At 66.1% G+C, this 11,762-nt stretch carries 15 protein-coding genes; 3 read left to right on the top strand and 12 right to left on the bottom strand.

The features are described 5' to 3' along the window. Positions 1-422: 422 nt before the first annotated feature. Both RM50_RS08445 and RM50_RS08440 read right to left on the bottom strand, forming a co-directional pair. Positions 423-1,157: an excalibur calcium-binding domain-containing protein gene (locus tag RM50_RS08445; protein ID WP_082007016.1), complete on the bottom strand. Its 735-nt coding sequence runs from the start codon at positions 1,155-1,157 to the stop codon at positions 423-425. 67 nt (positions 1,158-1,224) lie between these two features. Beyond that, positions 1,225-2,607 carry a GmrSD restriction endonuclease domain-containing protein gene (locus RM50_RS08440; RefSeq protein WP_043451702.1) on the bottom strand — a complete coding sequence of 461 codons (1,383 nt, stop codon included), beginning with the start codon at positions 2,605-2,607 and terminating at the stop codon, positions 1,225-1,227. Positions 2,608-2,872: 265 nt separating this feature from the next. Between RM50_RS08440 and RM50_RS08435 the strand changes: the two genes are divergently transcribed. Further along, positions 2,873-3,265: a VOC family protein gene (locus RM50_RS08435; protein WP_043451699.1), complete on the top strand. Its 393-nt coding sequence runs from the start codon at positions 2,873-2,875 to the stop codon at positions 3,263-3,265. A gap of 24 nt (positions 3,266-3,289) precedes the next feature. On the opposite strand, the gene RM50_RS08430 is transcribed toward RM50_RS08435, so the two are convergent. Then, positions 3,290-3,892 carry an SOUL family heme-binding protein gene (locus tag RM50_RS08430; RefSeq protein WP_043451697.1) on the bottom strand — a complete coding sequence of 201 codons (603 nt, stop codon included), beginning with the start codon at positions 3,890-3,892 and terminating at the stop codon, positions 3,290-3,292. 63 nt (positions 3,893-3,955) lie between these two features. Further along, entirely contained in the window at positions 3,956-4,462 is a 507-nt protein-coding gene (locus RM50_RS08425; RefSeq protein WP_043451766.1) for a DUF3592 domain-containing protein, read from the bottom strand. 133 nt (positions 4,463-4,595) lie between these two features. Here RM50_RS08425 and RM50_RS08420 point away from each other — a divergent pair, with 133 nt between their 5' ends. Together RM50_RS08420 and RM50_RS08415 are read left to right on the top strand one after the other, a co-directional pair. After that, entirely contained in the window at positions 4,596-5,057 is a 462-nt protein-coding gene (locus tag RM50_RS08420; RefSeq protein WP_043451694.1) for a MarR family winged helix-turn-helix transcriptional regulator, read from the top strand. Further along, positions 5,054-6,310, top strand: coding sequence for an MFS transporter (locus RM50_RS08415; protein ID WP_043451691.1), 1,257 nt, complete (start codon positions 5,054-5,056; stop codon positions 6,308-6,310). Before RM50_RS08420 ends, RM50_RS08415 begins: the two co-directional genes overlap by 4 nt. A gap of 19 nt (positions 6,311-6,329) precedes the next feature. Here the strand turns inward: RM50_RS08415 and RM50_RS08410 are convergent, their stop codons facing one another. The 8 genes from RM50_RS08410 to RM50_RS08375 form a co-directional block, all read right to left on the bottom strand. Further along, positions 6,330-6,674, bottom strand: a complete 345-nt coding sequence (locus tag RM50_RS08410; RefSeq protein ID WP_043451689.1) for a cupin domain-containing protein — start codon at positions 6,672-6,674, stop codon at positions 6,330-6,332. Between the two features lie 136 nt (positions 6,675-6,810). Next, the gene (locus tag RM50_RS08405; RefSeq protein ID WP_043451687.1) at positions 6,811-7,197 is read right to left on the bottom strand and encodes a VOC family protein; all 387 of its coding nucleotides are present in this window, start codon (positions 7,195-7,197) and stop codon (positions 6,811-6,813) included. 238 nt (positions 7,198-7,435) lie between these two features. After that, complete coding sequence (locus RM50_RS08400; RefSeq protein ID WP_043451764.1) at positions 7,436-7,759, bottom strand: hypothetical protein; 324 nt, start codon at positions 7,757-7,759, stop codon at positions 7,436-7,438. A 150-nt stretch (positions 7,760-7,909) separates the two neighbouring features. Beyond that, positions 7,910-8,254, bottom strand: coding sequence for an iron chaperone (locus RM50_RS08395; protein ID WP_043451684.1), 345 nt, complete (start codon positions 8,252-8,254; stop codon positions 7,910-7,912). Between the two features lie 10 nt (positions 8,255-8,264). Continuing rightward, positions 8,265-8,732: an SRPBCC family protein gene (locus RM50_RS08390; protein WP_043451682.1), complete on the bottom strand. Its 468-nt coding sequence runs from the start codon at positions 8,730-8,732 to the stop codon at positions 8,265-8,267. Between the two features lie 31 nt (positions 8,733-8,763). Further along, the gene (locus RM50_RS08385; RefSeq protein WP_043451679.1) at positions 8,764-9,681 is read right to left on the bottom strand and encodes a 2-hydroxyacid dehydrogenase; all 918 of its coding nucleotides are present in this window, start codon (positions 9,679-9,681) and stop codon (positions 8,764-8,766) included. Beyond that, complete coding sequence (locus RM50_RS08380) at positions 9,678-10,460, bottom strand: DeoR/GlpR family DNA-binding transcription regulator (protein ID WP_043451676.1); 783 nt, start codon at positions 10,458-10,460, stop codon at positions 9,678-9,680. The genes RM50_RS08385 and RM50_RS08380 overlap by 4 nt, the downstream gene beginning before the upstream one ends. Before the next feature lie 69 nt (positions 10,461-10,529). Beyond that, entirely contained in the window at positions 10,530-11,672 is a 1,143-nt protein-coding gene (locus RM50_RS08375; RefSeq protein WP_043451674.1) for a Gfo/Idh/MocA family protein, read from the bottom strand. Between the last annotated feature and the right edge of the window lie 90 nt (positions 11,673-11,762).

Here is an 11,762-nt window from a genome sequence, read left to right as displayed (position 1 = left end):
GCAACTTTTCAAACTTACCCGATCCCCCACCCCGAAGCAAATCCATCATCTCAGGATTTCCATCGAACAGAAGACCGCCCCACACCGATTCCCAGCGCCCTAAAGAGCAACCAGAACCTGGCTTTGAATTGGGGGATTTGGCCACCCGGTGAACAGTTCTTCACTGTCTCCCCCGCGGCGACTCAGAAAACAATACCCGCACACCACCCCCACCGCAAATCGGGGCTCCAGGTGGGGGAAATCCCCGGAATTCAGCGGAAGAAGGGGCCAGTCATGCACCGTGGTGGCCATCCGTCGTCGTAATTTCTTCATGTGGTCTCCGGCACACCAGCGAGCCTGGCAGCCAGGCGTTCTTACAGAACAAGCCGGGGGCCTTCTCAAAGAGGAGGGCCCCCGGCTTGTTCTAGAACTGCCTGTGCGTCCTAACGCTCGCAGGCAACTCCATCGCCGTCACGGTCCAAAGCGGAACTGTAACCGGGCTGACCCCTGTACAGCGGTGCTGCGCCGGCCGCCTTCGCCGCACTGCAGTTCGCGTAGTAAGCAGCAGGCGCCGGTGCGGGCGCTGCGGGAACGGCCACTGGCGCAGGCGCCGGAGCCTTGGCTGCCTTCTGGGCTGCCGCGGCAGCAGCCTGGTCCGCTGCCGCTTTGGCAGCCGCAGCTTGGTCAGCCGCGGCCTTGTCCGCTGCTGCCTTGTCGGCGGCCGCCTTCGCTGCCGCAGCTGCCTGCTCTGCCGCAGCCTTTTCGGCTGCCGCCTTGTCAGCGGCTGCCTTCTCCGCAGCCACGTCATCCAGGTTCTTCACACCGAGGTGCACTGTGGAACCCTTGGCCGCCTGCGCGCCGCTGCCTGGGTCCTGCGTGGTCACCTGCCAGTGGCTCTTGACCATGATCGACTTGCCGTGGGCGGTATCCGTGGCGTCAACCTTGAACCCGAGCTTTTCGAGCTGATCCGTGGCCTTGTCCAACGTCAGGTTCACGACAGCCGGAACCGTGATGTTTTCCGTCGTCTGCGCCACAGCGGTTGCGGTTGCAGCTGCCGCGGGTGTGGCCTGGGCGGCTGCCTGCTTGCCGCCGCAACCTGTCAGCATGAGGCCGGCCAGCACAATCAGGGCCAGTGATGCCTTCATCCTGCCCGTCGCTGGAATGGTGCTTTCGTTCATTTTTCCCCCTGGGTATGTATCTGATGGTGGTAAGAAGTGGTCCCGGACTGTCCGGGCAGGACGGCGCCTACTCGCAGGCGATGCCGTCGGAGTCCCGGTCCAGGGCAGGGCGGTACCCTGCCTGGCCGGCGTAGAGCGGAGCGGCTCCGGCCGCCCTCGCCGCCGTGCAGTTGGCGTAGTAGACGGCGGCAGGCGCAGGCGCAGGAGCCGGTGCAACAGGCGCAGGTGCCGGCGCAACGGGAGCAGGCGCAGGTGCAACAGGTGCGGGGGCCGGAGCCGGAGCGGGCGCCGGTGCAACGGCAGCAGGTGCCGGAGCCACCGGAGCCGGAGCCGGAGCGACGGGAGTCACGGGAGCCTGCTGGTTGGTGGGCGCCAACTGCCCGCTGCAGTCGCCAAGGATCCGGGCCATCGCGTCCTGCTCTGCCTGCGTGACCCAGAGTCCATAGGTGGCTTTCACGGAGATCTGGCGTGCCACATACTCGCAGCGGAAGCCCTTGTTTGGCGGCAACCAGGTGGCCGCGTCGCCGTCGCCCTTCTGCTGGTTGGTGGGTCCATCTGTCGCCTGAAGGTTCAGCGGATCATTTGCCAGCGCCGTCCGCTGCTCCAGCGTCAACTGCTGTGCGCCCTTTTGCCAGGCATCGCTCAGCGCCACCACGTGGTCGATCTGCACGGCGGTGCTGGTGGCCGCTCCGCGGACAAAGTTGATGCTGGTGCCCGTGTAGGGATCCGCCAAGGTCCCCGACTGAACCTTGCACGGCACGCTGTTCGTGTACGTGATGCCGGTCAGGTCCCGCTTGAGGATGTCGTTGCGGGTGTCGCAGCCGTTCCGGTCCACGTCTGCCCACGCTTGGCCGAACTGCGCACGGTCATACCCGGTCTTCGGCGCACGGCCCTTGATGGGGAGGGTGGCCAGCAGGTCGAGGGCCTTGGTGGCGTAGGCCGGTTGTGCGTTGGGTGCCGTAGCGGTGACGCCGGCAGCAAGGGCGTACGTATTGTCCGGGTCCAGGGGCTCCCCGGTCTCCTGGGCCGTGGGCGTGGGAGAAGGCGAGGACGACGGCGTCGGTTTGGCTGTGGCGGTTGGGCTCGCTGCGGCGGCTGCGGCTTTGCCCTCCGAGGAGGCCGCCTCGAGGTCAGCGCTGGCCAGACGGGGCAGCGCTGCTGCAGCACCGATGAAAAGCGCCAGGGAGGCGGCGATCACGACGGCGCCGGCCTTGCGTTTGGCCGGCAGCCACGCCCAGGAGCGGCGCCCGGTAAGGAGGACGTACAGGCCGGTAAGCGCGGCCGAGATGCCCAGGAAAATCAGGGCGCCGCCGATACCGCTACTCAAAGCTCCCAGGAGCATGAACAGGGCGGTGAGAATCCCAACGACGAAGGTTGAAGCGCGGGGTTTCCGCGGCGTCGGCGGAGCAGCGGGATGGTTGAACCCTGGACGGGTCCGGTAGTCGGACATTGTTTCCCCATTTGTGAGGGCCGCGGGAAGCAGGCCCGGAATGTGCCGGGCCCGCTGCTGAACCCTGGCAAAGTCATCGGGCCTGAGCCTATGACGGGCCAAAGCGCGGGAACGGGACGTCTCCTGTTCCTCAGCAAACCTTCAGCCAGTCTTGAGCTTTTCTTGATCAGACTCGTAGCAATTGCAGGGGCGGCCTTCACATTTCAGGTCCGGCAGCAGCGGACTCCTGTTCCCACCCCTTCCGGCCGCAGATAGAGTGGCCCGCATGCAGATGCGCCTTGAGGTTGTCCAGGTCCCGGTGTCCGATATCGATACCGCCAAAGCCTTCTATATGGAAAAGCTGGGCTTCGTCCTGGACCACGATGTGGAGCACATCCCGGGGATGCGCGTGGTCCAGCTGACTCCCCCGGGTTCGGCAGCGTCGGTGGTGATCGGTACCGGAATGACCAGCATGGTGCCGGGCAGCCTGGAGGGACTGCAGTTGGTGGTTCCGGATATCACCGAGGTCCGCACCGAGCTGGTCCGGCGCGGCGCGGACATCAGCGAGGTCCAGGACCTTGGCGGTGTCCTGTTCGCCTACTTCAGCGACCCCGACGGCAACCGCTGGGTCATGCAGGGCCAGACTCCCCCTGCCGTCCGGGACGCGCACACGTCATAGGGCGCGCAGTAGAGCTAGATCTGCTCAGGAACGGGGCGTTGCCTCACCCGACTGGGGCTCCTGCACGTCCTGGACTACTTCGTTACGGCGCAGGAACCAGGGCTTGAACGGCGGATCGAAGCGGGCGAACCGGGGCGGACCCACCGGGGTGAGGCCGGCCAGGGTGAGCGCTGCCTGCAGCCCTGCATTGCGCCGCTCGAAAGCGGACGCGGAACCGCTGCCGGAAAAGCGCAGCACCGCGGCGAGGGAACCCGGCACGGCCCGCACCTTGACCTTCGGATCGGTGGGCACCGGGGCATCGTCAGCCGTAACGCCGGCCGGCAGGACGAAAGCTACCGAATACTCACCAGGCTTCCCGGCGCCGGGGGTGGGCCCGGTTTGCAGCACCGGGGTGGTCATGGCCAGCTTCTGTGGCCCCTGTTCCTGGATCACGGGCGCGGTCATGGCGAGCTTTTGGCGTGCCGTGTTGTTGCCGCTGATGTAGTTGAAGAGATACCGGAAGGCGGCGTTGCCCGCGCGGTCAAAATCGGCCGCCACCGTCACTTCGGCCACCGCATAGTCCGGATACCGGCGCAGCTCGAAGTGCGGATAACGTCGGACCAACTCATAGGGCTGCTGTTCTGTCATGGTGCGCAAAGCCTACGCCCGTCGGGCTGGAGCGGATAGACCAAGGGCCGCGACCAGGCTCTGCTACACCGCCTGTTGCGGTCGACGCGCCCGGGACTTGGCGCGCAGAACGGCGCTGCCAACCAGTGCGACCAGGAGGAGGCCCATCACGCCGAATATGGCAGTCAGGACCACGCCCACGCCGCGGACCCACACACCGTCACTCTCATAGCCGGGCACAATGGCCCGCCCCGGATCATTTTCGGCATAGATGACGGTAACGCTGCTGCCCACCACGGGATGCTGGTCGTGGTCCACGGCAGCGAACGTCTTGCGGGGCACCCCATCCGCGGCCGTGTAGTCCACCCTGATCCTGCGCTCCGAAGCCTTGGTGACGTCCTCGAAGTGGACGATCGTTCCGGGGGCCTGCGCTCCAATCCGCGCAAGCTCTTCATCAGCGTTGATCATGAAGCTGCCCACGCCAATCATCAGCGGCCCCAGGCAAAGGACCAGGACTGTCACTGCCAGGTTCAGTTTCCCCTTCCACGACAGCCAGGGTTTACGATTTCCGTCAATTCTGCGCCCAGTCACGGCTCCCATTGTGCCGGAGCTGTCGCGAAACCCACACCCGCAACCGTTGCCACAAGCAACCATGCGGGCACATAATAGTTAGCAGAACTAATTAGCATTGCTAAGGACCGCAGCAGGAGGCGCACCCGACTATATGTCCCCTACCCAAGCCAAAAACCCGGCAACCGCAGACCCCACCGCACCTGATGCCCTGGCCATCGACCTTCGGACCGCCGTCATGCGCACCTCACGCCGGCTCCGCGTCGAGGCCACCGGCGACGTCATCACCCCGGGGCAGTACACCGTCCTGGCCCTGCTCAACGGCAGCGGCCCCAGTACCCTGCGCGCGCTCGCCGAGAGTGAGCACGTGCAGGCGCCGTCCATGACCAGGATCGTCAACGCCCTGGCCGACCAGGGGTTCGTTACCAGGTCCGCACATCCCGACGACGGCCGGCAGGTCCGCGTGGACATCACCGATGCCGGCAGGCAGGTTCTGGCCGAGGCCCGGAGCCAGCGCACCGCCTGGCTGGCCCACCGTGTTGCCGGGCTCAGCGGCGAAGACCGCCTCATCCTGAGCCAGGCGGCCCGCATCATGCAGGAAATGAGCGGCAAATGAGCGCGATGTTCCGGGCCCTCGAGAACCCCAACTACCGCATCTGGGCCGGCGGCGCGATCGTCTCCAATATCGGCACCTGGATGCAGCGCGTTGCCCAGGACTGGCTGGTGTTGACCGTCCTCACCGATCACTCAGGTGCCGCCGTCGGACTTACGACGGGGCTGCAGTTCCTGCCCATGCTGCTGTTCGGCCCCTATGGCGGTGTGCTCGCGGACCGCTACCGGAAGCGGATCATCCTCATGTGGACGCAGCTGGCCATGGGTTTCACGGGACTGGCCATCGGCCTCCTGGTGGTCACCGGCACCGCCCAGCTGTGGCATGCCTACGTGGCCGCGTTCTGCCTCGGGGTGGCCAGCGCCGTTGATGCCCCCGCACGGCAGGCCTTCGTGTCCGAACTGGTGGGCCAGGACAACATCTCCAACGCAGTGGCGCTGAACTCCGCCTCATTCAACACCGCCCGCCTCACCGGCCCCGCCATCGCCGGCGTCCTTATTGCATGGGTGGGGACCGGTCCGGTGTTCCTGCTCAATGCCGCGAGCTTCGCCGCCGTCCTGGTCTCGCTCTTCCGGATCCGCATCACCCAGCCTGCCCCGGCGGCGAAAGGTGACCGCAGCAAGCACCAGGTGGCTGAAGGCATCCGCTACGTCCGAGGCCGTCCGGACCTGATGCTGATCATGGTCCTGGTGGGCATTTTGGGCGCGTTTGGCATGAACTTCCCTGTCATCAACTCGCTGATGGCAACCACCGAGTTCAGGATGGGACCCAGCGAATTCGGGCTCTTGGGCTCGATCATGGCGGTGGGCACGCTGGCAGGTGCCCTCCTGGCCGCACGCCGCTCCGGCCCGCGGCTCAGGTTCCTGCTGGGCGGGGCCCTGGGGCTTGGAATCTTCACAGTCCTGGGCAGCATCGCGCCCACGTTCTGGGCCTACGCCGCAATCCTGGTTCCGGTGGGCCTGGCCTCCATCACGTTCCTCAACAGCTGCAACACCAGCATCCAGCTCTCCGTGGAGCCGCCGTTCCGCGGCCGCGTACTGGCCCTGTACCTTGCCATCCTGCAGGGCGGGACGGCCGTCGGCTCGCCCCTGGTCGGATGGATCGGCAGCGAGTTCGGTGCCCGCTGGGCGGTTGCGGCCGGCGGCGCTGTGGTGCTGCTGGCCGGGGTTGCGGCCGTCACCGCCGTCACCAGGCGGAACCGGCTCACCCTCCTGGGTGCGCTCCGAATCGCGCTGGGCAGGCGCGAGCCGGCGGTGTGAAAAGGACGGTCACGGGCGGCTACGGGCCAGTGACAATGTCCACCGAAATCTCCACGGCCGGGACCGGGCCACGGTTCTCCAGCCAGTGGTTGGTGTGCCGGTCCTCCGGCCAGCCCACCCCGGGCCCGTAGTCCGTGGCCACTCCGTCCCGGTGGTCCGTGATGGTCCCCTGCAGGATGTACACCGTTCCGGGGCGCCCTGCATGGTCGTGAAGGGGCCCGAACACTCCGCCGGGTTCGATGGTCACCATCCGCATCCGCAGTTGCCGGCCCTCCATGCCGTCGATCTCGCCCGCGAGGTCCACCGTCGCCAGCAATTCGACGGTGACTCCCTTCGTCTCCTGCTCCGCCTTCTCCACGCCCATCGTTTCCCTTTCGGTTGGACACTTACGACGGCGGCGCCGGCCCGCCGCTGCAGCGCACCCGGGTGCGGGGTGCCTTGGGCGGTGGGTGCCGGCGTCGTCCTTGTTCTCCAGAGCCTGCGTCTGCAGGCCGCGACGGTCAAGACGGAATCGAGGAAATGTTCAGGATGTTTCCCTCACTGTCCAGGAACCAGGCCGCCTGGCCGTAACCTTCCATCGTTGCGATGCCGTTTTCGGTCTTCAACCCGGGCATGTCGTAGTCCTCGAACACCACGCCCCGGGCGCGCAGTTCATCCACGTCCCGCTGGACGTCATCGGTGGCCCAGCCGATTTGCGTGTTTTTGGCCGAACCGGCGTTGTCCGTCTGGTAGATCAGGAACGATGTCCCCTTCCCGCACCGGTAGACAAGGCCGCCGTCGGCCATCGTCCGCTCGGGCTCAAACCCCAGCTTGTCCCGGTAAAACTCCCGCGCCCTGTCGATGTCCTTGGCCGGCAGCACAGCCATGACTTCCATATCTTTGAGCATGACGAATCTCCTTGTGCTTGGTGGCGTTGCTCTCCCCCTGAAACAGTCCGGCCGTCCCCCGCCGGGCCTCGTGGCCGTCCTTCCCGCCGATTGCCGGGGCGGCCGCCTGGAACCTCTGGATCCACCGTGGCACAGGACAGCGGCGGGAGGTTCCCGAAGTCTACGAGGCCATTATGGAACCGAATGTTCCGCGGCGAAATAGGGGATTTTTTCGCCGCATCCGGGCAGCGCGGACTCCTTATTTCCGGGCCGCCCGGAGGGTCTTGCGCACCGCGGCCCCGGCAGCAGTCACCAGGGGAATCAGGCACACAAGGGTGGCAATCGTGTTGGGACGGAAAGCCGCCCGGCCGTTGACCGTCCTGTACACACCCAGGGGCACCACAAAGCCGCCGCCTCCGCCGCCGGATGCCCCGTCACCGGATTCCGTCCCGCCGCCGAAACCGAAGGACACCAGCGCCACGGGCACAATCTCCTCCCCGCCCACGTTCACCGGCGTGCCGTACGCGCGGGCAACGCCCATGTTCTTAAAGGAATCTGCGAGGTTTGCAAGTGTGTCAGCCATGGGTTCAGGGTAGGCACCTGCTTGCCTGCAGGTAAGGACCATTGGTCCCGCCGCCCGGGCAACCGCCCAAGGGGCGGCTGCCAGGCAGCCGGTGCGTGCCGCCGTCGTGCCTTGGCGCCCCCGTGGTCCTGGCGTCGATGTGCACCGTGCCTACTTCCGAATTTCGGCCATCCTGAGCCGGACGATGTCCTCCAGCACGTCGTCCGGAACGGGGTGGTCCGCTGTGAAGCGGATGGTGCCCTTTGACAGGGAGTATCCCTCCAGCCGTGCGGCCACCGCCTCCACGACGGCGGAGGAGAACGGGAAGATCGAGAGGTGCTTTGCCGTAGACACGGCGGCCACGAGCGGTTTGCCGTCGAGTTTCAAGGCGGGCATCCCGTAACTCATGCCCTCGGTCGCGTCGGGGGCCAGCGACCGGGCGAGCTCGACCACGTGCTGCAGGCAGCCCCTGTCCCGGTCGCTGGCCTCAGCGAGCGCGTCGTCCACGACCCCCACCGTTCGGGCCTCAGCTCTTCCTGGCCGCGACGGTGGATGCCAGGGCTGCGAGCCCGCGTTCGAAGTCGGCGCCCACCATCTTGTCCATGTTCATGAACAAGGCGAACACCCGGCCGAGGCCCTTGTTTTCACCGGTCATCCGCCACGTGACCTCGGTCCCGCCCGGCGCGGGTGCAAAAGTGAACGTGGTGGGGTTCAGTGCCTTGAAGGGCCGGGTGAATTCGAGCCGGATGCCGATGGAGCTGGACGGAACGGACTCGGTGATCTGCATGGTCCCGCTGCCCGCCCTGCGGTTCCCGCTCCATTCGTAGCCGGCCCCTTCGCCGGAATCATTGCCGAAGTAGCGGCGGCTCATGCCGGGGTCGACTGTTTCCCACGGCGACCAGGCCGTCCACTCATGGAAGCTGTTAACCAGCGGGAAGATCTCTTCCGGGGAGGCAGGGATAACCGCGCTGCGGCGGACTTCAAATGAGGACATGGGCCAAGCATAGGCGCGGGGACCGCTGCCGTTAAGGGAGGACCACGTTCACCGGGTCCCTGCCTTCGAGCAGGAGGCCGATCTGCTTCCTGAGCAGCCGCACCATCCTGGGGAACATGGCCGAGCTGGCCCCGCCCACATGCGGGGTGATGAGCACCCCGGGGGTGGTCCACAGCGGGTGGCCTGCCGGCAGCGGTTCCGGGTCGGTCACATCCAGGGCGGCCCGCAGCCGGCCGCTTGAGGTCTCTGCCAGCAACGCGTCAGTATCCGCCACCGGGCCCCGGGCGACGTTGACCAGCAGGGCTCCGTCCGGCATGGCGGCAAGGAACTTGGCGTCCACCAGCCGCTCGGTCTGCTCTCCGAGTGGAACACTGACCACCACGATGTCGTGCAGCGGCAGCTGCTCATACAGCGAGTCGATGCCGTGGACGGGTCCCCGGCCGTCCTCGCGGGCACGGCTGGCCAGCCGGGTAACCTCGGTTTCAAACGGCAGCAGCCGGGCCTCGATGGCCTTGCCCACTCCCCCGTAGCCCACCAGCAGCACCCGCCGGTCCGCCAGGCTGGGGCGTGGGCTGTTGTCCCAGGTTCCGGTTTCCTGGTTCCGGACAAAGTCCGGGATGCCGCGCTGCGAGGCGACCATCATGCCCACTGCGAGCTCGGCGGTGGAGGTTTCATGGACTCCGGCAGCGTTGGCAAAGGTGACGCCTGCAGGCAGAACCGCGGAGACGCCGTCGTACCCGATCGACTGGCTTTGCACCAGGCCCACGTCCACGCCTTCCAGCGCAGCAAGCGCCGCAGGCTTGCCCATGTAGCCGGGAACCAGCAGGTCCAGCCGGCCTTCCGGCGCGGGCCCGGACAGGTCCCACACGACGAACTTGACGCCGTCCATGGGAGCGAGCGCGTCCAGCAGCTCCTGCCCGGGCAGGCAGACGCGGAGGCGGCCGGTCATGCGGCCACCATCAGCTTCACGTTCGCGGCGCTCAACGCGTCCTCGATTTCCCGTGGCGGCGGCGCGTCCGTCACCAGGATGTCGACTGCGTCGAAGGCAGCCAGCCGCGCCAGTGCGTACCGCAGCATTTTCTGGTGGGTTGCCACCACCACTACCTGTTCCGCCGATTTCATAAGCGCGAGTTTAGTGGCGCGTTCCACGTCCCGCTCGATATAGAACGCTTCGTCATGAATTCCTGTCACGCCAATAAAGGCTGTCTTGGCGCGGAGCCCAGCAGCGGCGCTGACGGTCATGGGGCCGTTGAACGCCTGGCTGTCCAGCAGCAGCTCGCCGCCCAGGCAGATGGTCCGCGCCGCCGTCAACTGGAGGCAGCGCTGGATGGCCGGTGCGGAGTGCGTGATGATGGTTCCCGTGAAGGACGTGGGCAGCTGCTGGGCGATCTGGTAGGTGGTGGTCCCCGCGTCCAGGATGATGGCATCCCGTTCCCCGATCATGGACAGGCAGGCGCGCGCCATCCGGAGTTTTGCGTCGGCATCCTCCCGGACCCTCGCTGCAAAGTCCGCGTTCTGGCCGTGGCCGTCCACGGCGCTGACACCGCCGTGGACCACCCGGGCCAGTCCGCGCTTGGACAGGACCCGGGTGTCCCGCCGCACCGTCATATCAGAGACGGCGAACCTCGCCGCCAGGTCGTTGGTGGAAATGAAACCCCTGCGGCCGAGTTCATCGAGAATGGTTTGCTGCCGGGGCGTCAGCGGCGCCTCTTTGTGTGTGGTGCCCATGGCCGTTCTCCCTCCCCAAAGCGCCGGGCAGGAGCCAGGCGGGATGTTGCAATTCCAACACGTATCTAGTTAAGAACGTACCCCGGCGGTGGCGTTGCCAAGCTCAACGGGGCGGCCCTCCGTAATAGAACGTTCTGCGGCGAGCCCCATGCGCACCGACTGCAGTCCGTCCGCGACGGTCACCTCCACGGGCCCTTCGCCGAGGATGGCCTTCCGAAAACCCAGGTGCTCGTAGTACGTGGAGCCATGGTGGGCACCTGCGGCAAGCACGGCCTCGTCCACGGGAACTTCGTGCTTTTCGGGGCCCAGCGGTGAGCGCGGGCTGAACTCGACGGTGGCCTCAGCCTCGTCGCCGGGGATCCAGTGGTTGGCGGCTACCGGGATGAGCGTTTCGATCTTGGCCGCATCCCCCACGATGGAAATCCGTTCCTGGAACTTGGAACCTTCGGCGAACATGGACAGTTCGAGCATGGCGCGGCGGCCGCCCTTGAAGTCCACGATCACGTAGGCGTTGTCCACCATGTCGGAAACCCGGCCGTCGTACACCTCATCCATGTGGTTGACGTCGTGGCCGCCGCTCGCATAGACCCTGACGGGCTCATCCTGCAGGATCAGGCGCATCAGGTCGAAGAAATGGCAGCACTTCTCCACGAGGGTGCCGCCGGTCCGCTCAGCAAAGCGGTTCCAGGCATCCACCTTGTGCAGGAACGGGAATCGGTGCTCGACGATGGAGAGCATATGGATGTTGCCAAGCCTGCCGTTGTGCGCAGCCTGGATGACTTCCTGGACCGGCGGCATGTAGCGGTATTCCATGGCCACCCATACGGGGGCCGGGTAGGTGGCAGCAAGGGCTTCGAGTTCATCCGCCTGCTCCGCGCTGGTGCACACGGGCTTCTCCACGAGCACGGGCAGGTTGGTTCCGCTGGCGAAGATGTCCTTCAGGATGTCCAGGTGCGTGTCGTTCGGGCTTGCGATGACCAGTGCATCCACGAGGCCTGAGGCCAGCAGCTCGTGATGGGTGCCGAAAGTCTGCACGTCGTGGCCGATTTCCTGCACCGTGGCTTCCAGCGACGACGGAGCCGGGTCCGAGACAGCGGTGATGTTGCTGCCAGGAATCAGGGCAAGGTTCCTGACGTGTTCGCGTGCCATGTGGCCTGCCCCGATGAGGCCATAGCGGATGGTCCGGACCGGTTCGGCAGAAGGCAAAGACATGTGCTGCTCCGTTTCTCTTCGTTGAGGGGGATCGCGGCGTTGTATCCCAAACACAACTATACAGAAAGTGTTGTTTTTCCAACATGCTAT

This window comes from Pseudarthrobacter phenanthrenivorans, assembly GCF_000813845.1.
Taxonomy (GTDB): domain Bacteria; phylum Actinomycetota; class Actinomycetes; order Actinomycetales; family Micrococcaceae; genus Arthrobacter; species Arthrobacter phenanthrenivorans_B.
The sequence above is the reverse complement of the archived record's forward strand: the minus strand, read 5'-3'. Positions and strand labels throughout refer to the sequence as shown.